This window comes from Aestuariivirga sp., from assembly GCF_020252395.1.
Taxonomy (GTDB): domain Bacteria; phylum Pseudomonadota; class Alphaproteobacteria; order Rhizobiales; family Aestuariivirgaceae; genus Aestuariivirga.
In genome coordinates this window covers 1-20231 of sequence record NZ_JADCDB010000018.1, presented here as the reverse complement: position 1 = coordinate 20231, position 20231 = coordinate 1, and the positions used below count along the sequence as shown (strand labels likewise).

At 66.0% G+C, this 20231-nt stretch carries 20 protein-coding genes, 1 other RNA gene and 1 pseudogene; 13 read left to right on the top strand and 9 right to left on the bottom strand.

What is annotated here, in order from left to right:
• Positions 1-7: 7 nt before the first annotated feature.
• Both IOC82_RS09390 and tkt read right to left on the bottom strand, forming a co-directional pair.
• On the bottom strand, positions 8-1195 hold the full coding sequence (locus IOC82_RS09390; protein ID WP_290545921.1) for a phosphoglycerate kinase: 1188 nt from the start codon (positions 1193-1195) through the stop codon (positions 8-10).
• Positions 1196-1374: 179 nt separating this feature from the next.
• Entirely contained in the window at positions 1375-3348 is a 1974-nt protein-coding gene (gene tkt, locus IOC82_RS09385; RefSeq protein WP_290545920.1) for a transketolase, read from the bottom strand.
• Between the two features lie 194 nt (positions 3349-3542).
• Here tkt and IOC82_RS09380 point away from each other — a divergent pair, with 194 nt between their 5' ends.
• The 8 genes from IOC82_RS09380 to IOC82_RS09345 all read left to right on the top strand — a co-directional run bounded on the left by IOC82_RS09380 (position 3543) and on the right by IOC82_RS09345 (position 9356).
• A complete protein-coding gene (locus IOC82_RS09380) occupies positions 3543-3827 on the top strand; it encodes a DUF4164 family protein (RefSeq protein ID WP_290545919.1) in 285 nt (94 codons plus the stop codon).
• Between the two features lie 4 nt (positions 3828-3831).
• Entirely contained in the window at positions 3832-4188 is a 357-nt protein-coding gene (locus IOC82_RS09375) for a cell division protein ZapA (RefSeq protein ID WP_290545918.1), read from the top strand.
• A gap of 66 nt (positions 4189-4254) precedes the next feature.
• Positions 4255-4417: non-coding RNA, 6S RNA (ssrS, locus tag IOC82_RS09370), on the top strand.
• A gap of 29 nt (positions 4418-4446) precedes the next feature.
• A complete protein-coding gene (locus IOC82_RS09365; RefSeq protein WP_290545917.1) occupies positions 4447-5022 on the top strand; it encodes a 5-formyltetrahydrofolate cyclo-ligase in 576 nt (191 codons plus the stop codon).
• Positions 5013-5840, top strand: coding sequence for a TIGR00282 family metallophosphoesterase (locus tag IOC82_RS09360; protein WP_290545916.1), 828 nt, complete (start codon positions 5013-5015; stop codon positions 5838-5840). The genes IOC82_RS09365 and IOC82_RS09360 overlap by 10 nt, the downstream gene beginning before the upstream one ends.
• A 267-nt stretch (positions 5841-6107) precedes the next feature.
• Positions 6108-7157 (top strand): ABC transporter substrate-binding protein, encoded by a 1050-nt coding sequence (locus IOC82_RS09355; RefSeq protein WP_290545915.1) that lies wholly within the window; start codon positions 6108-6110, stop codon positions 7155-7157.
• 73 nt (positions 7158-7230) lie between these two features.
• Positions 7231-8520: an ABC transporter permease gene (locus tag IOC82_RS09350; protein ID WP_290545914.1), complete on the top strand. Its 1290-nt coding sequence runs from the start codon at positions 7231-7233 to the stop codon at positions 8518-8520.
• A 44-nt stretch (positions 8521-8564) separates the two neighbouring features.
• The gene (locus IOC82_RS09345; protein WP_290545938.1) at positions 8565-9356 is read left to right on the top strand and encodes an ABC transporter permease; all 792 of its coding nucleotides are present in this window, start codon (positions 8565-8567) and stop codon (positions 9354-9356) included.
• A gap of 44 nt (positions 9357-9400) precedes the next feature.
• Here IOC82_RS09345 and IOC82_RS09340 read toward each other — a convergent pair whose 3' ends face one another.
• Positions 9401-9706: a hypothetical protein gene (locus tag IOC82_RS09340; protein WP_290545913.1), complete on the bottom strand. Its 306-nt coding sequence runs from the start codon at positions 9704-9706 to the stop codon at positions 9401-9403.
• A gap of 153 nt (positions 9707-9859) precedes the next feature.
• Between IOC82_RS09340 and IOC82_RS09335 the strand changes: the two genes are divergently transcribed.
• From IOC82_RS09335 to ybgC, 5 genes are read left to right on the top strand one after another with little or no spacing between them, the layout of a single operon-like run.
• Complete coding sequence (locus IOC82_RS09335) at positions 9860-10609, top strand: YebC/PmpR family DNA-binding transcriptional regulator (RefSeq protein ID WP_290545912.1); 750 nt, start codon at positions 9860-9862, stop codon at positions 10607-10609.
• A gap of 14 nt (positions 10610-10623) precedes the next feature.
• Complete coding sequence (gene ruvC / locus IOC82_RS09330; RefSeq protein ID WP_290545911.1) at positions 10624-11127, top strand: crossover junction endodeoxyribonuclease RuvC; 504 nt, start codon at positions 10624-10626, stop codon at positions 11125-11127.
• A 46-nt stretch (positions 11128-11173) separates the two neighbouring features.
• Positions 11174-11791 (top strand): Holliday junction branch migration protein RuvA, encoded by a 618-nt coding sequence (gene ruvA / locus IOC82_RS09325; protein WP_290545910.1) that lies wholly within the window; start codon positions 11174-11176, stop codon positions 11789-11791.
• Entirely contained in the window at positions 11788-12831 is a 1044-nt protein-coding gene (gene ruvB / locus IOC82_RS09320) for a Holliday junction branch migration DNA helicase RuvB (RefSeq protein ID WP_290545909.1), read from the top strand. The genes ruvA and ruvB overlap by 4 nt, the downstream gene beginning before the upstream one ends.
• Positions 12824-13294 carry a tol-pal system-associated acyl-CoA thioesterase gene (gene ybgC / locus IOC82_RS09315; protein ID WP_290545908.1) on the top strand — a complete coding sequence of 157 codons (471 nt, stop codon included), beginning with the start codon at positions 12824-12826 and terminating at the stop codon, positions 13292-13294. The genes ruvB and ybgC overlap by 8 nt, the downstream gene beginning before the upstream one ends.
• Positions 13295-13306: 12 nt before the next feature.
• Here ybgC and glmM read toward each other — a convergent pair whose 3' ends face one another.
• The 6 genes and pseudogenes from glmM to IOC82_RS09285 all read right to left on the bottom strand — a co-directional run.
• Positions 13307-14653: a phosphoglucosamine mutase gene (gene glmM / locus IOC82_RS09310; protein ID WP_290545907.1), complete on the bottom strand. Its 1347-nt coding sequence runs from the start codon at positions 14651-14653 to the stop codon at positions 13307-13309.
• A gap of 19 nt (positions 14654-14672) precedes the next feature.
• A complete protein-coding gene (gene folP, locus IOC82_RS09305) occupies positions 14673-15695 on the bottom strand; it encodes a dihydropteroate synthase (protein WP_290545906.1) in 1023 nt (340 codons plus the stop codon).
• The gene (ftsH, locus tag IOC82_RS09300; protein WP_290545905.1) at positions 15695-17611 is read right to left on the bottom strand and encodes an ATP-dependent zinc metalloprotease FtsH; all 1917 of its coding nucleotides are present in this window, start codon (positions 17609-17611) and stop codon (positions 15695-15697) included. The genes folP and ftsH overlap by 1 nt, the downstream gene beginning before the upstream one ends.
• A 117-nt stretch (positions 17612-17728) precedes the next feature.
• Complete coding sequence (gene tilS / locus IOC82_RS09295; protein WP_290545904.1) at positions 17729-18928, bottom strand: tRNA lysidine(34) synthetase TilS; 1200 nt, start codon at positions 18926-18928, stop codon at positions 17729-17731.
• Positions 18912-19961, bottom strand: a complete 1050-nt coding sequence (gene ybgF / locus IOC82_RS09290) for a tol-pal system protein YbgF (protein ID WP_290545903.1) — start codon at positions 19959-19961, stop codon at positions 18912-18914. Before ybgF ends, tilS begins: the two co-directional genes overlap by 17 nt.
• A 122-nt stretch (positions 19962-20083) precedes the next feature.
• Positions 20084-20231 (bottom strand): annotated as a pseudogene (locus tag IOC82_RS09285) (peptidoglycan-associated lipoprotein); the annotation flags it as partial.

Below are 20231 nucleotides of genomic sequence, written 5' to 3'. Positions count from 1 at the left end.
GGTAAGCTCACCTGAGTTCCAGCGCCTTGACGCCCGGCAGCGGCTTGCCCTCGAGCCATTCGAGGAAGGCGCCGCCGGCGGTGGAAATGTAGGTGAAGTCCTGCGCAGCACCCGCATGGTTCAGCGCGGCCACTGTGTCGCCGCCGCCTGCCACCGAGACGAGCTTGCCGGCCTTGGTGCGCATCGCGGCATGCTTCGCTGCGGCGACGGTGGCGCGGTCGAAGGGCTCCACCTCGAAGGCGCCGAGCGGGCCGTTCCAGACCAGCGTATGCGCATCGTCGATCGCCGCATTGATGCGGCCGACCGACATCGGGCCGACGTCGAGGATCATGCCGTCCGCCGGGATGGCATCGACGCCATAGTCATGCGAGGCGGCGCCGGCCTTGAACTCCTTTGCCACAATGCCGTCCACGGGAAGCATGATGGCGCACCTGGCGTCCTCCGCCGCCTGCAGGATGTGGCGCGCGGTCTCGACCAGGTCATGCTCGGCGAGCGACTTGCCGACACTATGGCCCAAGGCCAGCAGGAAGGTGTTGGCCATGGCGCCGCCAATCGCCAGCGCGTCGACCTTCTTCACCAGATTGCCGAGGAGGTCGAGCTTGGTCGAGACTTTCGCGCCGCCGACGATGGCGATGACCGGCCGCTTCGGCGTTTCGAGCGCCAGCTGCAGGGCCTTGAGTTCGGCCTCCATGGCGCGGCCGGCATAGGCGGGCAGGAGATGCGCGATGCCCTCGGTGGAGGAATGCGCGCGGTGCGCGGCCGAGAAGGCGTCGTTCACGTAGATGTCGCCCAGCGAGGCGAGCATTCTGGAGAAGCCTTCGTCGTTCTTCTCCTCGCCCGCATGGTAGCGGGTGTTTTCCATCAGCACGCATTCGCCGGGCTTGACGACGATGGCGGGGGCCGACTGCCAGTCGGTGAAGACGAACTTCACCGGTTTCCCAAGGTGCTTCTCGAGTTCCGCCGCGACGGGGCGGAGCGACATTTCGGGCACCACCTTGCCCTTGGGCCGGTCGAAGTGGGCGAGCACAATGAGGGCGCCACCCTTGTTCATGATTTCGCGCAGGGTGGGCGCCACGCGCTCGATGCGCGTGGCATCCGTCACCTTCCCATCCGCGATGGGAACGTTGAGATCGACCCGGCAGAGAACGCGCTTGGCCGAGAGATTGACGTCATCGAGCGTGCGGAAAGCGGGCATCGCCTTCTCCTGTAGGTGAAGATCGTCGAACAATACTATGCATCGTCATGCCAGCGAAAGCTGGCATCCAGCTTCCGTCCGCGGCCCCAAGCTGGACCCCAGCTTTCGCTGGGGTGACGGCGCGAGGGGAGGGGTGACGGAGCTGGGGGAGGGGCTGGGCCATCGAACCTCGCTGTGTGTCAGCCTGCTGCCTTCACCACCGCTTCGGCGGTGATGCCGAAATGCGCATAGAGCTGTTCGGCCGGGCCTGAGGCGCCGAAGCCGGTCATGCCGATAAAGGTTCCATCGGCGCCGATGAAGTGGTCCCAGCCGGTGCGCACGCCGGCCTCGATGGCGATGCGGTGCTTTTCGGCGCCGAGCAGCTTGGCCTGGTAGGCCTTGTCCTGCGCGGCGAAGTTTTCCATGGACGGCACGGAGACGACGCGGGTGGGCTTGCCGGCGGCATCGAGCTTGGCCTTGGCGGCGATGGCGATCTCGACTTCGGAGCCCGAGGCAAAGATCACGACCTGTGCGGGCTTGCCGGAAGGGGCGATCTCGTAAGCGCCGCGGGCGCAGAGGTTCTCTTCCGAATAGGCGATGCGGGCGGGCTTCAGCTTCTGGCGGGTCAGCGCCAGCACCGAGGGGCGGGTCTCGTCCTTCAGCGCCAGCTGCCAGCACTCGGCGGTCTCCACCGCGTCACAGGGGCGGTAGACGGCGAGGTTGGGGATGACACGGAGTGCTGCCAGGTGCTCCACCGGCTGGTGAGTGGGGCCGTCCTCGCCAAGGCCGATCGAGTCATGCGTCATCACATAGATGGCGCGCACGCCCATTAGGGCCGAGAGGCGGATCGACGGGCGGCAGTAATCGGTGAAGACCAGGAAGGTGCCGCCATAGGGGATGACGCCGCCATGCAGCGCCATGCCGTTCATCGCCGCGGCCATGCCATGCTCGCGGATGCCGTAATAGATGTAGCGGCCGCCATAGTTGTGGGCGTCGAAGGGCTTCAGCTCCTTCGATTTGGTGTTGTTGGAGCCGGTGAGGTCCGCCGAGCCGCCGACCGTCTCGGGCACGGCCGCGTTGATCACGTCAAGGGCGTTCTGCGAGGCATTGCGGGTGGCGAGTGCCGGCTGGTTCTTGGCGAGTTCCTGCTTGTAGCCGGCGATTACCGAGTCGAAATCGGCGGGCAGCTTGCCCGATGCGCGGCGGGTGAACTCCTCCTTCTTGGGGCTGGCGGCGAGACGGGCGGTCCAGGCGGCGCGATCGGCGCTCCCACGCGAACCGGCCTGGCGCCAGGCGTCCATCAGGTCTTTGGGGATGACGAAGGGCTCGTAATCCCAGCCCAGCGCCTTGCGGGCGCCGGCGATCTCGTCCGGGCCCAAGGGCGAGCCGTGCGAGCCCGAGGTGCCGGCCTTGGTGGGCGCGCCATAACCGATGGTGGTCTTGCAGGCGATCAGCACCGGGCGGCCGGCATGCTGGGCGGCCGACAGGCAGGCGGCGATTTCGCCCGGGTTGTGGCCGTCACAGGCGGAGACGGTCCAGCCCGATGCGGCGAAGCGGGCCGTCTGGTTGGTCGAGTCCGACATCGACACTTTACCGTCGATGGTGATGCCGTTGTCGTCCCACAGCACGATGAGGTTCTTGAGCTTCAGGTGACCGGCGAGCGCGATGGCTTCCTGGCTGACACCCTCCATCAGGCAGCCATCACCAGCCAGCACATAGGTCTTGTGGTTGACGAGGCCGTCGCCGAACTCGGCATTGAGGTGGCGCTCGGCGATGGCGAAGCCCACCGCATTGGCGATGCCCTGGCCCAAGGGGCCGGTCGTCGTCTCGATGCCGGAGGCGTGGCCGAACTCGGGGTGGCCGGCGGTTCTGGCGCCCATCTGGCGGAAGTTCTTGATCTGCTCCAGCGTCATGTCGGCATAGCCCGTCAGATGCAGCAGCGAATAGAGCAGCATGGAGCCGTGGCCGGCGGAGAGGATGAAGCGGTCACGGTCCGGCCAGTGCGGGTCGGACGCGTCGAATTTGAGGAACTGGGTGAACAGCACGGTTGCCACGTCCGCCGCACCCATGGGCAGGCCCGGATGGCCGGAATTGGCCTTCTGCACGGCATCCATCGAAAGGGCGCGGATGGCATTTGCCATGTGGCGGGTCTGTTCGGTGGAATAATGGGTCATGGCCTGGGCGGGTCCCTTGGAACGCTGGAGGAATGCCGGTGGTGATAGCGCCTTGGCCTCGCGAGTCAATTGGAACCATCGCTTGTGCGGATCTTGTGCGCCGGGGTTTCGAGGGCGTTGCCTGAGTCGCACAAACGGCATATGGTGAACATTGAAAGCAGGCAGGGAATTCTGCAATCATACCAGAGGCTTTGATGGCGGATATTCAGAAACTGGATGAGGCGTTCCTGAGGTTCGAGGCGGCGCTGCGCCGGGTCGAGCAGGCGTTGGGCGGCACCTTTGACGGGCAGGCCCGCATCGTGGTGCTGGAGAGCGAGACCGAATCCCTGAAGCGCGAGAGGGCGCGGCTGGCGCATGAGCTTGACCTCGTGCGCAGCAAGGCCGGAGAGCTCGCCGATACCTCGAAGACGGCCGCAGGCAAGATCGACGCGGCCATGTCGCGCATCAGGGCCGTCCTGCACTCGAACACGCCGGAGTAATGGCATGGCGCATGTGATCGTCCAGGTGAACGGCCGGCCCTACACCATGCAATGCCCGGAGGGCGAGGAGCCGCATTTGCGCGATCTTGCGGAGCTTCTCGACAGCGAAGTGCAGCGGGTGAAGGCAAGCGTCGGCAATGTCGGCGACATCCGCATGCTGGTGATGGCGGGGCTGATGGTGGCGGACCGTTTGTCGGAAGCGATCGAGCGCATCCGCGAGCTTGAGGAGCAGGTGGACGGTTTGCGCGAGGCAAGAAACGCCGCGCAGATGGAGGCCCTCGAGATCCAGGCCACGCTGGGCGAGCGGCTGATGGTGGCGAGCGAGCGCCTCGAGGTGCTGGCCCGGCATCTGGGGAAGTAAGGGCCTCTCGCCCGGCAACGGCTTCCTTCATGGACATTCACACCCATCGCACCTAAATAGGCGCCTGGCGGGCTGCCCGGTGCGTGAGCTGACATTTTTTCCCTGGGGCCTATGCGTTTCCGAATGGGAGCTGTCCCTGGGCTTGGCCGTGGCCTTGCCCAAACGGCGCCCACCTACACTTGTAGGGACCCGGGATCGTACGTCACTCACGGCCCATGGTGGCTCGCCGCTCTGATCGTCTTCTTCGCCGGGGATTTGATGGACATCGCAGACGTGAAGCGCCAGGCGCGCGCCGCCGCATCGAAGCGCCGGGCGGAGGCCCATGAGCAACTCAAGGACAGCGCCGGTCTCGTGCTGGCCGAGCGCGGCCTGCCGCCCGGCATCGGCATCGTTTCCGGCATCGTCTCCGGCTTCATTCCCTACAAGAGCGAGATCACCACGGTCCCCTTGCTGAACCGGTTGCGCCGCGACGGCTGGCGGAGCTGCCTGCCAGTGGTGGTGGCGGCGGAACAGCCGCTGATCTTCCGGGAGTGGACGCCCGGCGGCCCGCTGGCGCCGGGGGCGTGGGACATTCCGGCGCCGCTTGACTCGGCGCCCGAGGTGATGCCCGACGTGCTGCTGGTGCCGATGCTGGCCTTCGACCGCAGGGGCTTCCGGCTCGGCTATGGCGGCGGCTTCTATGACCGCACGCTGGAAAAGCTCCGTGCACTGAAGAAGGTGGTGGCGGTCGGCGTGGCCTATCAGGCGCAGATGGTGGAGGAGGCGCCGGCAGGCCTCCACGATGCGCCGCTCGACTATGTGATGACCGAGCAGGAGACCTTCCGATGCGCCTGATCTTCCTGGGCGACGTGGTGGGCCGGTCCGGGCGCGACGCGGTGGCGCGCGAGCTACCCATGCTGAAGGAGCGCTACCGCCCCGACCTCGTGGTGGTGAACGGCGAGAATGCGGCGCATGGCTTCGGCATCACAGAGGAGATCTTTCTGGGCTTCCTTGCGGCGGGGGCCGACGCCGTGACGCTGGGCAACCATTCCTTCGACCAGCGCGAGGCGCTGATCTTCATCGAGCGCTACCCCAACCTGCTGCGGCCGGTGAACTGGCCCAGGGGCTGCCCTGGCCAGGGGGCGGCGCTGATCGACACGGCCACGGGCAAGCGCGTGCTGGTCATGCAGGCCATGGGCCGGGTGATGATCGAACCGATGCTGGACGACCCCTTCGCCGCCGTCGACCGGGAACTCGAGGCCTGCCCGCTGGGCCGGGGCTGTGACGCGGTGCTGATCGACTTCCACGCCGAGGCGACCTCGGAGAAGATGGCCTTCGGGCATTTCTGCGACGGACGCGCCAGCCTCGTGGCCGGCACCCACACCCATGTGCCCACCGCCGACCACCAGATCCTGCCGGGCGGCACCGCCTATATGAGCGATGCCGGCATGTGCGGCGATTATGACTCGGTCATCGGCATGGAGAAGGCCGAGCCCCTGCAGCGCTTCCTGCGCAAGCTGCCAGTGGAACGCCTGCGCCCCGCAGAGGGGCCCGCGACCGTGGCGGGCGTGGCAGTGGAGACGGATGACCGCACGGGACTGGCGAAAATGATCGCTCCCCTCCGCATCGGCGGCCGCCTATCCCCCGCTCTGGTGGAGGAATGGGACGTTTGAGGGATGACGCAATTTCCCGCTTGCCAGTAAAAAAACTCTAGTGACGCGACGCGAAAAGCCGTTAGTATATTTTGCAGCGCTTATAAAAAAACGGGCTGACCGGCGTTCCGCACAGGGTTGCGGGCAGCGCCGCCTCACCGAAAACAAGCGTAAAATGGGGAGGAAACCAACGCTGTGATCCGCGGAACGCGGGGCAGCGGCGGTTACGCATCCTCCCCGCCGTTTCAACAAGCCGGCGCTGACCGGCACACTGGAGGAAGCTGTCGTATGAAGAAATTTGCTACTCTGTTCGGCGCGGCCCTGCTGGCCGGCTCGGCGCTCAGCGCTGCCCAGGCCCTGGCGGCCGACGATCTCACCATCACCTCTTGGGGCGGCGCCTACCAGGAAAGCCAGCGCAATGCCTTCTTCACCCCCTTTGTCGCCGCCGGCAACAAGGTGACGGAAGCCGAATACAACGGTGAAATCGCCAAGATCCGCGCCATGGTCGAAGCCAAGGCCGTGACCTGGGATGTTGTCGACGTCGACACGCAGACCGCACTTGCCGGCTGCGCCGAAGGCACCTTCGAGACCATCGACTGGGGCAAGCTCGGCCTCGACAAGTCGAAGTTCATCGGTGGCGACGTGACGGACTGCGCCGTGCCGAACATCCTGTATTCGACGGTCGCCGCCTATGACACGTCGAAGACCCAGGCCCCGGCCGATCTGTTCGAGGCGCTGTTCGACACCAAGAAGTTCCCCGGCAAGCGCGCCCTGCAGAAGAGCCCCTTCGTCAACCTCGAATGGGCGCTGATGGCCGACGGCGTGGCCCCGGCCGACGTCTATAAGGTGCTCGGCACGGACGAGGGCGTGGAACGCGCCCTGAAGAAGCTCGACACCATCAAAAAGGACGTGATCTGGTGGGAATCGGGCGCCCAGGGTCCGCAGCTTCTGGCCGACGGCCAGGTGGTCTTCGCCACGTCGTGGAACGGACGCTTCTACAACGCCATCAAGACCGACAAGAAGCCTTTCAAGATCATCTGGGACCGCCAGGCTCCGGACTGGGACTGGTGGGCGATCCCCAAGGGCACGCCGAAGATCGATGGCGCCTACCGCTTCATCACCTTCGCGTCGGACCCGCAGCGCATGGCGGACCAGACCAAGTGGATCTCCTACGGCCCGGCCAACAAGGACTCGGCCCCGCTGATCGACCCGGCCATCCTGCCGGACCTGCCCTCGGCGCCGGACAATCTCAAGACCGTGTTCTATCCGGACCCGCAGTTCTGGGGTGACAAGGGCGACGAGCTGCGCGAGCGCTTCAACGCCTGGCTCGCCCAGTAAGCATCAGAATCACAGCCGGGGAGGAGGCTTCTCCTCCCCGGCCCCGTGATGATCCGCACCAAGGCGAACCGGCATGGCCATGGCCCAGGCACTCCCCAACGATGGCGTGATGCGCGCCGCCGACGGCACGCCGCTGAAAGTTGCGCTGGCCCGCGCCGAGCGCGCCGAAAAACTCAAGGCCATGGCGCTGGTGCTGCCGCTCTTCGCTTTCATCATCTTCTCCTTCGTCGTGCCGATCCTGATCATGCTTTACAACTCCGTCTATGATCCGGACGTGGCGGAGAACATGCCGCAGACTGTGGTGGCCCTGAAGAGCTGGGACGGCAAGGACCTGCCCCCCGAAGAGGTGTTCGCCGCCTTCGTGGCCGACATGAAGGAAGCCCAGCGGAACAAACAGACGGCGCTGATCGGCAAGCGCCTGAATTATGAAATGTCCGGCATCCGCTCCAAGGTGGTGGCAACGGGCCGCAAGATCGGGTCCATCGAGGCCGCGCCTTATAGAGACCAGGTGATCGCCATCGACAAGGTGTGGGGCGAACCCGAGACCTGGGCCACCATCAAGCGCTCAGCCTCCGACTACACGCCCTTCTACATTCTCTCCATGCTGGACCTGCGTCAGAATCCCGATGGCTCAATCGAGGCGGTGCCGGCGGACCGCGCCATTTACAAGAGCATCCTGGCGCGCACGCTGGGCATCTCGCTGCTCGTCACGCTGCTCACGCTGGTGCTGGGCTATCCGGTGGCCTATCTGCTCGCCACCTCGCCGCAGCGCACGGCCTCCATCCTGATGATCTTCGTGCTGCTGCCGTTCTGGACTTCGCTCTTGGTGCGCACCACGGCCTGGATGGTGCTGATGACCGATGGCGGCGTGTTCGCCGGGCTCCTGCATTTGACCGGCATCACCTGGTTTCTCAACCTCATCGGCGTGCTCAATGGCGAGCCGCAGCTGTTCAAGACGCGCTTTGCGACCGTGGTGGCGATGACGCACATCCAGCTGCCCTTCACGCTGCTTCCGATCTATTCGGTGATGAAGACCATCTCGCCCACCTACATGCGCGCGGCGAAGTCGCTGGGCGGCACGCCGTTCTATTCCTTCATCCGGGTCTACATGCCGCAGACACTGCCGGGTGTCGCGGCGGGCTGCCTTCTCACGTTCATCCTGTGCCTCGGCTACTACATCACGCCGGCCATCGTCGGCGGCCCGACGGACCAGATGATCTCCGGCTTCATCGAGCGCGCCATCAATTCAGAGAACAACTGGGGCAAGGCCTCGGCACTCGGCGTCATATTGCTCACCGCGACGCTGATCCTTTACTACGTCTACAACAAGCTGGTCGGCATCGACCGCATGAAGCTGGGCTGATCGCCATGGCCGTTCCCGCCTATTACACCCGCGGCGAAACCATCATGTATTACGCGGTGCGCGTCTTCGTGGCCCTCGTGCTGCTGTTCCTGATCGCGCCCATTCTCGCGGTGATGCCGCTGTCATTCAACTCGGAAAGCTTCTTCACCTATCCCATGCCGGGCTTTTCGCTGAAATGGTATAACGACTTCTTCTTCAACCCGCGCTGGTCGGGCGCTGTGAAGATGAGCTTCCTCGTCGCCATCGCCACGACGATCCTCGCCACCTTCCTCGGAACGCTGGCGGCGCTTGGCCTCTCCCGCGCCAATTTCCCCGCCAAGGCGACGATCATGGCGATCCTCATCTCGCCGATGATCGTGCCGGTCATCATCTCGGCCGTCGGCATGTTCAAGTTCTATGCCTCGCTCGACCTGGTGGGCACCAGGCTCGGCATCATCCTCGCGCATACCGCCCTAGCCACCCCCTTCGTGGTGATCACCGTTACGGCAACGCTGTCGAGTTTCGACAAGACGCTGATGCGGGCGGGCGCCTCCTGCGGGGCGGCGCCGCACACGGTGTTCTTCCGCGTGGTGATGCCGCTCATCCTGCCGGGCATGATTTCGGGCGCGCTCTTCGCCTTCGTCACCTCCTTCGACGAGGTGGTGGTTGTGCTGTTCCTGGCGAGCCCAGAGGACCGCACGCTGCCCCTCCAGATGTTCTCCGGCATCCGCGAGATGATCTCGCCCACGATCACCGCGGCCGCAACCGTGCTGGTGCTGATCTCCACCGCGATGCTGGTGACGCTGGAACTGCTCCGGCGCAGGTCCGAGCGGCTCAGGGGCGTGGCGCCGAACTGAGGGGCGACGTCCTCTCCCGCTGAAGAAGCGGGAGAAGACATTCATCACCGCGCCGCGCTGCGTTTGTCCGCGACCGGAGTGTGGGCATCGTCGGCCATTTCCGCCAGACCGTCCATGTGCAGGAGCGCTTCGCCAATGCGAGCGGCGGCGTTGCCGTCGTTCCGGCCGATGCTGCCGGCGCCGTCTTCCAGCGCCTTCGCGGCTTTGGCGGACATGTCCGAGAGAGTCGAAATGGCGCCGAACAGGCGGCCGGAGGGCGCTGCCTCCATGATCGAGCAGAGCTTCCGCAGAGAGGTTGCCGCCGCGGTTCCCGACAGGCCCTCCGCCGCAAAGCACAATTCATTCAGCATTCCGCGTCCAGCCTTCATTCCTGCCAACTCCACACACCTGACGCGAAGAGCTTGGCCGGGCGGACTTAAAGGAAGGTTAAGCGGCCTTGTTTCCGTGTGGGTTGCCTGTCTATAAGGCGGCCCGATACATTTCGCATCCGATCCGGGGGTTCAATGGCCGGCCATTCGCAATTCAAGAACATCATGCACCGCAAGGGCAAGCAGGACGCGGTGCGCGCCAAGATCTTCTCCAAGCTGTCGCGCGAAATCACCGTGGCCGCCAAGGCGGGCCTGCCGGACCCCGATGCCAATGCCCGCCTGCGCCTTGCGATCCAGAACGCGCGGGCCGAAAGCATGCCCAAGGACAATATCGAGCGCGCCATCAAGAAGGCGTCGGGCGGCGACTCCGAGAACTACGACAATGTCCGTTACGAAGGCTATGGCCCGGGTGGCGTTGCCGTCATCGTCGAGGCGCTGACCGACAACCGCAACCGAACCGCCTCCAACGTCCGCTCGCTGTTCGCCAAGTTCGGCGGCAACCTGGGTGAATCGGGCTCGGTGGCCTTCATGTTCGCGCGCGTGGGCGAGATCGTTTATCCGGCGGCGAAAGCGTCAGGTGACGCGATGCTGGAAGCGGCGATCGATGCCGGCGCCGACGACGTGGTGTCCGACGAGACCGGCCACACCGTCACCTGCTCCTTCGAGTCGATCGGCGAGGTCTCGTCCGTGCTCGCCGGGAAATTCGGCGAGGCGGCCTCCGTCAAGATCGTGTGGAAGCCCCAGACCATGGCCCCGGTCGACCAGGAAAAGGCCGAAAGCCTGATGAAGCTCGTCGATGCGCTGGACGAGGACGACGACGTGCAGATCGTGTTCTCCAACGCCGGCATTCCCGACGAGGTGATGGCGAAGCTCGGCGGGGAATGATGTAGTCTGCGCCGATGGTCAGAATCATCGGCATCGACCCCGGCCTCAGGAACACCGGCTGGGGCGTCATCTCCCAGGAGGGCTCCCGGCTCGCCTATGTCGCCGATGGCGCCATCCATTCGGATGGCGATGCCCCGCTGGCGGAGCGGCTGCTGCAGCTTCATGCGCAGCTGATCGATATTCTGAGGGAGTTCGAGCCTGACGAGGCGGCGGTGGAGGAAACCTTCGTCAACACCGATGCGCGCGCCACGCTGAAGCTGGGGCAGGCGAGGGGCGTTCTCATGCTGGCGCCCGCCATGCTGAAGCTGCCGGTGGCCGAATATGCGCCCAACACGGTGAAGAAAGCGGTGGTGGGGGCGGGCCATGCCGGGAAGGACCAGGTGAAGCACATGGTCAAGCTGCTGCTGCCCAAGGCCCGCATGCGCAGCGCGGATTCGACCGACGCGCTGGCAGTGGCCATCTGCCATGCCCACTACCGCGGCGCGCAGCGGCTGGCCGATGTGCTGGCGCGTTCTTGACTTGTTCCAGCGTTGCCAGTAGCACGGATGCGATGAGGGCGCTTGCATGATTGCGAAGCTGAAGGGCCGGATCGATGCTGCGGGCGCCGACTGGCTGGTGATCGACGTCAATGGCGTGGGCTATCACGTCGCCTGCTCGTCCAAGACGCTGGCCGCCCTGCCGGGCCAGGGCGAGTTCGCCGAGATCCACACCGAGATGCTGGTGAGCCAGGACATGATCCGGCTTGTGGGCTTCGCCACCGTGAACGAGCGCGAATGGTTCCGGCTGCTGCAATCCGTCCAGGGCGTGGGCACCAAGGTGGCGCTCGCCATTCTCTCGACCCTCTCCGCCGCCGAGATCGGCAATGCCATCGCGCTGCAGGACAAGGCGATGATCGGGCGGGCCAATGGCGTGGGCAAGAAGCTCGCCGAGCGCATCGTGCTGGAACTGAAGGACAAGACGCCGGCCTTCGCACCGCTGCCGCAGGACGTCTCGAAGCTCGCCGCCGAGCTGGATGCGCCGCGGCCCACGGCGGCGGCCGATGCGGTCTCCGCTCTCGTCAATCTTGGCTATGGCCAGGCGCAGGCGGGTGCTGCCGTCTCGACCGCGATGAAGAAGGCCGGCGATGATCAGCCTACGGAGAAACTGATCCGGCTGGCGCTGAAGGAACTGGCCCTGTCATGACGAACCCGATCCGCGAGCGCGGCAAGACGCCGGAAGACGCGATCGACACGCATCTGCGCCCGCAGCGGCTCGAGGAATTCATCGGCCAATCCAAGGCCAAGCAGAACCTGCGCATCTTCATCGAGGCGGCGAAGGCGCGGGGCGAGGCGCTGGATCATGTGCTGTTCGCAGGCCCCCCGGGGCTGGGCAAGACGACGCTTGCGCAGATCATGTCGCGCGAACTGGGCGTCAATTTCAAGTCCACCTCCGGCCCCATCATCGCCAAGGCGGGCGACCTTGCCGCACTCTTGACCAATCTCGAGGAGCGTGACGTGCTCTTCATCGACGAGATCCACCGGCTCAATCCGGCCGTGGAGGAAGTGCTTTATCCGGCGATGGAAGATTTCCAGCTCGACCTCATCATCGGCGAGGGGCCCGCCGCGCGCTCGGTGAAGATCGACCTCGCCAAGTTCACCCTCGTCGGCGCCACCACGCGGACGGGCCTCCTCACCACGCCGCTGCGCGACCGTTTCGGCATTCCGGTGCGGCTCGATTTCTACACCGAGGAAGAGCTGCTCGAGATCGTGAAGCGCGGGGCGCGCGTGATGCGGATGGCGATCGCGGAGGAGGGGGCGCGGGAAATCGCCAGGCGGGCACGCGGCACGCCGCGCATCGCCGGGAGGCTGTTGCGCCGGGTGCGCGATTTTGCCGCCGTGGCCCGCGCCGAGGTGATTGACGCCAAGCTCGCCGGCCGGGCGCTCTCGGCGCTCGATGTTGACGCCAAGGGCCTCGATGCGCTCGACCACCGCTATCTCTCCTGCATCGCCGTGAATTTCGCGGGCGGGCCGGTGGGCATCGACACCATTGCGGCCTCGCTGTCGGAAGCGCGCGACGCGCTGGAAGACATCGTGGAGCCTTATCTGCTGCAGCTTGGTTTCCTTAACCGCACGCCGCGCGGGCGGCTGCTGACGCCGCACGCCTTCCGGCATTTGGGCCTTGCCATTCCGCAGCGGCCGGAGATCATGCAGGGCGTGCTGCCGCTGGACGGGGCCGATGGCTGAGGCCTGGCCCGGTGTGTCCGGCTGTTTCCGCGATGGCGCCCATCTGCTGCCGGTGCGCGTCTATTTCGAGGACACCGATGCCGGCGGCGTGGTCTATCACGCGCGCTATGTGGCGTTTTGCGAGCGCGGCCGCTCGGATTGCCTCAGGTTGCTGGGCATCAGCCAGTCGCAGTTCGAGAACCTGAATTTCGTGGTCCGCCGCATGGTCTGCGACTTTCTGCGCCCGGCGCGGCTTGACGACCTGCTCGAGGTGCGCACGCGCTTCATCGGCATGACAGGAGCGCGCATCGAAATCGCGCAGGACGTGACGCGCGATGGCGCGCTGCTGTTTCGGGCCGCCGTGACCGTGGCGCTGGTTGATGGCCAAGGCCGGCCGAAGCGGCTTCCCGAAGAGATGACCGCGCGCTTTTTCCCGCTCGCCGGAGCATCGGGCGGCCACATGGAACGGGATGGTTTCGATTGACCGCCCGGCGCTTCAAGCCGCAGCCTTGGCGATGGCGCCGCAGAGTTCGTCGACGATCCTGACCACCAGGCCCTCGTCGTCGCCTTCCGCCATCACGCGGATCACCGGCTCGGTTCCGGACGGCCGGACGACAAGGCGGCCGGAATTGCCGAGCCGCGCTTCGGCCTCGGCGATCATCGCGCGCACGCCATTGTCCTGCAGCGGCGCGCCCTGCCTGAACTTCACGTTTTTCAAAACCTGCGGCAGCGGCGTGAACAGGTTGCACACCTCGCTCACCGGCTTGCCCTGACGCTTCACTTCCGCCAGCACCTGCAGCGCGGCCAGAAGGCCATCGCCGGTGGTCGAAAAGTCCGACAGCACGATATGGCCCGACTGCTCGCCGCCCACATTGTGGCCATGGCCGCGCATATGCTCCACCACGTAGCGGTCGCCCACCCTGGTGCGCGCCAGCGTCAGCTTGTGGTCCGCCAGATAACGCTCCAACCCGAGGTTCGACATGATGGTGGCCACGAGGCCGCCGCCGCGCAGCTCGCCGCGCTTCGCCCATGAGGTGGCGATCAGCGCCATCAGCTGGTCGCCGTCCACCACCTGGCCTTTGTCGTCGGCGATGATGACGCGGTCGGCGTCGCCATCGAGCGCGATGCCGATGTCGGCGTGCAGCTCCCTGACCTTGGCGCACATGGTTTCGGGATGCGTGGAACCGCAGCCGTCATTGATGTTGAGGCCATTGGGCTCACTGCCGATCTCGATCACCTCGGCGCCCAGTTCCCACAGCGCGGTGGGCGCCACCTTGTAGGCAGCGCCATTGGCGCTATCGATGACGACGCGAAGGCCGTCGAGCGTCATGTCCTTCGGATAGGTGCGCTTGGCGAATTCGATGTAGCGCGCCTGCGCATCCTCGATGCGCTTGGCGCGGCCGATTGCCTCGGGCGGCGCCAAACTGATCAGCGACGGATCATCCATCATGCGCTCGATCTCAAGCTCCTGCGCGTCCGACAGCTTGAAGCCATCCGGCCCGAAGATCTTGATGCCGTTGTCGGAAAAAGGATTGTGCGAGGCGGAGATCATGACGCCAAGATCGGCGCGCATGGAGCGGGTGAGCATGGCGACCGCCGGCGTCGGAACGGGTCCGAACAGGAACACGTCCATGCCGGCGGCAAGCAGGCCGGAGGCCAGCGCGTTCTCGATCATGTAGCCTGACAGACGCGTGTCCTTGCCGATCACCACGCGGTGGCGGTGGCTGCCGCGGCGATAGAGGTTGCCGGCCGCCATGCCGGTCTTCAGCACCATGTCGGCGGTCATGGCGCCGGCATTGGCGCGGCCGCGCACGCCGTCGGTTCCGAAATACTTGCGCGCCATGGAAAATCCCCTGCCTTGCTTAGAGTCCGCTCTGGTCCGGATCGGCGGCGGCGCCTGCCACGGCCAGCGCCTCCACCGTCGCTTTCACATCATGCACGCGAAGAATATGCGCTCCGTTAAGCGCCGCCCAGACGGCGCCGCCCACCGAGCCATTGACGCGGTTTCCCGCGTGCTTCTCGCCGGTCAGCGCGCCGATGAAACCCTTGCGTGAAAGCCCCATCAGAAGCGGAACGCCGAGCGCATGATAGAGCGTGAACTGGCGCAGCACGTCGATGTTGTGACGGAAGCTCTTGCCGAAACCGATCCCCGGATCCGCCACGATGCGCTCGCGCGCGATGCCCGCCGCGATACAGGCCCCGATGCGCGCCTCCAGCCAATCGAAGACGTCGAGCGCCACGTCGTCATACTGCGGGCTCAACTGCATGGTCTTGGGGTCGCCCTGGGCATGCATGAGGATGACGGGGCAGGTGGCCTCCGCCATCGCCTGCATCGCCGCGGGCTCATAGGTGAGGGCGGCGACGTCATTGACGATCTTCGCGCCGGCATCGATGGCCGCGCGCATGACGTTGGCTTTGCGCGTATCGACCGACACCGTGAATCCCTGCGCCGCGAGCGCCGCGATGACGGGCAGGACGCGGCGGAGTTCCTCCGCCTCCGGAACGCCTTCAGAGCCGGGCCTGGTCGATTCGCCGCCGACGTCGAGAATATCGGCGCCGTCTTTCGCCAGCTGCAGGCCGTGGGCGATGGCGCGCTCAGCCTCGGCATTGAGCCCTCCGTCCGAGAAGCTGTCGGGCGTCACGTTGACAATGCCCATGATCAGCGGCCGCCCGGTGGAGAGGAAGGGGGGCACCACCGTCTGTCTGGGAAGCGTGCCTGGCGCGAAGCGCCGGCTCGCCTCCGCGCCTCCGCGCGCGATCTCCTCCACCAGCGTATAGGCGATTGCGGAAAGGCCGCCGAGCGATGCTCCGCGGCCTTCCTTGATCAGCTGCCGGGCGTCGGACCCGTAGACGAGCCCGGCCGGCCTTGTGTAGCGCCGGCTCATCACGCCTGCGGCTGCGGTTCCATGCCGCCCGCGCCTCCGGCCTTGGGCTGGCCCGTGGCCGGAACGGAGGACGTTGCCTTCGCGCCCTTCTTGCCGGCATCGCCATCGTCGCGCTTGGGTGGCGTGCCGGCGAGCAGGTTCTTGATCTCCTCGCCCGACAGCGTCTCGTATTCGAGAAGGCCCTGGGCCAGCGTCACCAAATCATGGTTCTTCTCGGTCAGGATCCGGCGCGCCTCGTCAAGACCATTGGACACGAGGCGCTTCACTTCCTGGTCGATCTTCTGTGCGGTCTCTTCCGAGATGTTCTGGGTGCGTGACACGGAGTGGCCAAGGAACACCTCTTCCTGGTTCTCGCCGTAAGCGACCGTGCCCAACTCATCCGAATAACCCCAGCGGGTGACCATGGCGCGGGCGAGCCGCGTCGCCTGCTCGATGTCGGACTGGGCGCCGGAGGTGACGTTCTCCTTGCCGAAGGTGATCTCCTCCGCGATGCGGCCGCCCATCATGATGGCAAGCCGCGACGTCATCTGGGTATAGTTCATCGACAGGCGGTCGCCTTCGGGCAACTGCATCACCATGCCCAGCGCGCGGCCGCGCGGAATGATGGTCGCCTTGTGCACGGGGTCGGCCTTGGGCACGTTCATGGCGACCAGCGCATGGCCCGCCTCGTGATAGGCGGTGTTGCGCTTCTCGTCCTCGGACATGACCAGCGAGCGGCGCTCGGCGCCCATCATCACCTTGTCCTTGGCTTCCTCGAATTCGGCCTGGGTGACAATTCGCTTGTTGCGGCGCGCGGCGAGAAGCGCGGCCTCGTTGACGAGGTTCGAAAGATCGGCGCCGGAGAAGCCCGGCGTGCCGCGCGCAATGGTCTTGGCGTCGACATCGGGCGCGAGCGGCACGTTGCGCATGTGGACCTTCAGGATCTTCTCACGGCCCTGCACATCCGGGTTCGGCACCACGATCTGGCGGTCGAAGCGGCCGGGGCGCAGCAACGCAGGGTCGAGCACGTCCGGGCGGTTGGTGGCGGCGATCAGGATCACGCCCTCATTCGCCTCGAAGCCGTCCATCTCGACAAGCAGCTGGTTCAGCGTCTGCTCCCGCTCGTCATTACCGCCGCCGAGGCCCGCGCCACGATGGCGGCCCACGGCGTCGATTTCGTCGATGAAGATGATGCAGGGTGCGTTCTTTTTCGCCTGCTCGAACATGTCACGCACGCGCGACGCGCCGACGCCCACGAACATTTCGACGAAATCAGAACCCGAGATGGTGAAGAAGGGCACATTCGCCTCGCCCGCGATGGCGCGTGCGAGCAGCGTCTTGCCGGTGCCGGGAGGACCCACGAGCAGCGCGCCCTTCGGAATCTTGCCGCCGAGGCGCTGGAACTTGTGCGGGTCCTTCAGGAAGTCAACGATCTCGACGAGGTCGTCCTTCGCCTCCTCGACGCCCGCCACATCCTCGAAGGTCACGCGGCCGTGGCGCTCGGTCAGGAGTTTCGCCTTGGACTTACCGAAACCCATGGCCTTGCCGGAGCCCGACTGCATCTGGCGGATGAAGAACACCCACACCCCGATCAGCAGCAGCATGGGCAGCCAGTAGACCAGCGCATTGGTGAGCAGCGAGTCGTTCTGCGCGGTGCGGAACGTGATCGACACGTTCTTGCTGCTCAGTTCCTTCAGCTGGTATTCGAGCAGCGGACCGGTGGTCGAGACCGTGCTGCCGTCGGACAGCTTGCCGGTGATATTGTCCCCCGTGATCACCATCGACTGGATGGCGCCGGAATTCGCTTTTTGAAGGAATTCGGAATAACTGAGCTCGGAGCTCGACGGGCTGCGGACCTGGCCTTGGAACACGCTGAACAGCGCGAAGAGCAGCAGCGCGATGACGATCCAGACGGCGAAATTGCGGAATTGGTTCACGTGATCCTCACAGATGGCAACCCGGCCCGGGGGACGGACGGCAGCTCGAATTTCAGACTGTCCGATAACATAGGCTGGCGCGGAAGTATTTCCAAGAATGGCCTTCCGGTAAATCGCTCATCCTTGCGTGTTGAGCCTCAGAAAGCAACTGCGCGGCGGCGGACCCTCCGGGGGCTGCTCGACCCAGGGGCAGGCGCGCTGCGCATAGACGGGAACTCCGGGAATGGGCGGCAGCTTGCGCGATGCCGTCGGAGTCACCTGCGCGCCTGGCGCGGCTTCTACCAAAAAACGGTTATCCCACAACAGTTTGCCGGTATGAGGCACGATCCGGGTGACGGCCTCGATGCGCGCCGCCTCACGCGTTACCCAGAAGCTGGATTTCCGACGGCCCAGCAGGGCGCCGGCGAGCGTGCAACGCACCGGCCCCTCCTCCGTAGCCGCCCAGCGCGCGATTCGCTGCAGCTCGTCGCCGTCAGGCGCTTCCTGTCCCCCACCATAGCGCTCAATGACGATGCTGAGGATGCGTTCCTGAAGGGCCTCCGGCAGGCGCTGGAACCGATCCCGCGCGAGGTGACAGATGCCGGCTTCATGCTCGTGAAGGAAAAAGGCAATCCACCGCCGCGCCGTGCGCTCCAGAAGCGCTGCGGCCGCCGCGGCTCGATCCGCCAGCGCCGCGAGGCGCGCGGCGGTTTCGGGGCCTAAGGCGGCGAGGCGGCGGCGCGCCCGGACGCGCTCGAAACGGGTGTCCTCATTCGACGGATCGTCGATCCACGGCTGGCCGAGCTGGGCGAGCCAGCCGCGCAGGGCTTGCCGTTTGGCGCGGAGCAGCGGGCGCAGCAGCGGCAGCCCATCCCATCCGCCATTGAGGCGGATGCCGGCGAGACTCTCGGGGCTCATGGTGCGGGCGAGCCTCATCAGCACCGTCTCGGCCTGGTCGTCGAGCGTGTGGGCGGTGAGAAGCGCCGTGGCGCCGTGGCCGCGGCACCAGTCCGACATCAGCCCGTAGCGCGCGCCGCGCGCTTTCGCCTGCAGGCCTGTGGCGGGCTTCGGCTGCTTCGTCCAGTGCAGAACGTGGTGAGGAAGGCCGAGCCCAGCCGCCCACTGCCCGACACAAGCCGCCTCAGCCGCCGCTTCGGGCCTCAGGGCGTGGTCGACGGTGAGCACCGACAGCTTAAGGCCCGGATGGTTGATCCGGGCCCAGTCCGCCGCGAGGCGCATCAGTGCAGTCGAATCGGATCCCCCGGATACGGCCAGCGCCACGTGGCGCTCCGGCCTGAGGCCCGAGAAGTCAGCCGGAATCTCAGGAGGCGCAACCAACGCGCTTGGCTTCAGTCTGGGCGCGCTTGCGGGCATCCGCCGCCTTCGGATACTCGGCGCTGACGGCGGCCAGGGCGGCGCAGGCCTGATCGCCCTGGCCGAGGCGGTTGAGCGACATGCCGAGCTTCAGCAGGCTGTCCGGCGCGCGCCGGCTGGCCGGATACTTCTTGTAGCCCTGCAGGAAATTCGCGGCGGCGCGCTGGTAGTCGTTCTGGGCGTAATAGGTTTCGCCCAGCCAGTACTGCGCGCTGCCCGCCAGGCTGTGATCGGGATACTTCGACAGGAAGGTTGAGAATCCGGCCTCGGCATCGCCGTACTGGCGGCGCAGCAGGCTCTCGTTGGAGCGCTCGTAGAGCGACTCGGGCGTCTCTGTCTGGGTTGCCGCATCGGGTTGGAGCGACACGGTCTCGATCGAATCGTCACCGGTGGCGGGCTGCGCGGCAGCACCCTGCTGCCCATAGTCATCGCCCGGTTCCTGCTGGGAGGGCGGCACCAGGACCTGGCCCTGGAAGCCGCCGTCGTTGGGCTGGGCGGCGGCATTGTCGAGAGCGCCGAACACCCTTGCGGCAGGCGCGGCCCCCGGCACGTCCTGCTGGACGGTCTCGGTGGAGGCGACCGGCGGCATGGCGGCAACTGCAGTGGCGGTCTGTTCGGGCGCGTTGAGCGGCGCCTGCTCGATGGTTGCAACCCCGTTGCTGTCGGGGATCGGGGCTCCGGCCGAGGCCGCGGCGAGCCGCTTCTGCTGGCTGGGCTCAGGCGCCGGTGCGGGCTGGGGCGCCGCTGTGGCAAGCGGTGCGGCGGCCTTCAGCGGCTGGGCGGCGCCGCTCTGCCGCGGGGCGGCAGCGCCGTCTGCGCGGAGCTGCTTCACTTCGAAAGAAAGTTCCTGCACCTGGCCGGTAAGCTGGCGGATTTGCTCTTCCAATTGCTGCACGCGTACCGCCATTTCGGAAGCGCTCTGCGCCATGGCGGGAGACAGGAGGCCAATGCCCACGAGTGCGGCGGCGGCGGCGGAAGACTGCACGAACTTCAGCATGATTTTCACCCAGCGGACCTCTCGAGGGGCGGATTTTTCTTCTCAGCCTCGCAACTGAACCGGAATCGCGGTGAAATTGAGGCTTGGCCGATGGCTTTGCGCCGTGCGGCCAGCCACTGTCATTATTTTGCGCCGCCGGTGATGACGGTGACGGCGCGGCGGTTCTGCGACCAGCACTGCTCGGCATCGCACAGCGCCGCCGGGCGTTCCTTGCCATAGGCGATGGAGGAGATGCGCGAGCCCTTGACACCCTGGGCGATCAGAAATTCG

Excerpts from the sequence above, each read along its gene's own strand:
- ruvC (WP_290545911.1), top strand. The coding sequence starts at position 10,624 with ATGGTCAGAATCATCGGCATCGACCCCGGCCTCAGGAACACCGGCTGG.
- ybgC (WP_290545908.1), top strand. The coding sequence starts at position 12,824 with ATGGCTGAGGCCTGGCCCGGTGTGTCCGGCTGTTTCCGCGATGGCGCC.
- IOC82_RS09355 (WP_290545915.1), top strand. The coding sequence starts at position 6,108 with ATGAAGAAATTTGCTACTCTGTTCGGCGCGGCCCTGCTGGCCGGCTCG.
- tkt (WP_290545920.1), bottom strand. The coding sequence starts at position 3,348 with ATGACCCATTATTCCACCGAACAGACCCGCCACATGGCAAATGCCATC.
- ybgF (WP_290545903.1), bottom strand. The coding sequence starts at position 19,961 with ATGCTGAAGTTCGTGCAGTCTTCCGCCGCCGCCGCCGCACTCGTGGGC.
- IOC82_RS09375 (WP_290545918.1), top strand. The coding sequence starts at position 3,832 with ATGGCGCATGTGATCGTCCAGGTGAACGGCCGGCCCTACACCATGCAA.
- ruvA (WP_290545910.1), top strand. The coding sequence starts at position 11,174 with ATGATTGCGAAGCTGAAGGGCCGGATCGATGCTGCGGGCGCCGACTGG.
- IOC82_RS09345 (WP_290545938.1), top strand. The coding sequence starts at position 8,565 with ATGTATTACGCGGTGCGCGTCTTCGTGGCCCTCGTGCTGCTGTTCCTG.
- IOC82_RS09390 (WP_290545921.1), bottom strand. The coding sequence starts at position 1,195 with ATGCCCGCTTTCCGCACGCTCGATGACGTCAATCTCTCGGCCAAGCGC.
- IOC82_RS09360 (WP_290545916.1), top strand. The coding sequence starts at position 5,013 with ATGCGCCTGATCTTCCTGGGCGACGTGGTGGGCCGGTCCGGGCGCGAC.
- folP (WP_290545906.1), bottom strand. The coding sequence starts at position 15,695 with ATGAGCCGGCGCTACACAAGGCCGGCCGGGCTCGTCTACGGGTCCGAC.
- IOC82_RS09365 (WP_290545917.1), top strand. The coding sequence starts at position 4,447 with ATGGACATCGCAGACGTGAAGCGCCAGGCGCGCGCCGCCGCATCGAAG.
- IOC82_RS09340 (WP_290545913.1), bottom strand. The coding sequence starts at position 9,706 with ATGCTGAATGAATTGTGCTTTGCGGCGGAGGGCCTGTCGGGAACCGCG.
- IOC82_RS09350 (WP_290545914.1), top strand. The coding sequence starts at position 7,231 with ATGGCCATGGCCCAGGCACTCCCCAACGATGGCGTGATGCGCGCCGCC.
- IOC82_RS09335 (WP_290545912.1), top strand. The coding sequence starts at position 9,860 with ATGGCCGGCCATTCGCAATTCAAGAACATCATGCACCGCAAGGGCAAG.
- ruvB (WP_290545909.1), top strand. The coding sequence starts at position 11,788 with ATGACGAACCCGATCCGCGAGCGCGGCAAGACGCCGGAAGACGCGATC.
- glmM (WP_290545907.1), bottom strand. The coding sequence starts at position 14,653 with ATGGCGCGCAAGTATTTCGGAACCGACGGCGTGCGCGGCCGCGCCAAT.
- IOC82_RS09380 (WP_290545919.1), top strand. The coding sequence starts at position 3,543 with ATGGCGGATATTCAGAAACTGGATGAGGCGTTCCTGAGGTTCGAGGCG.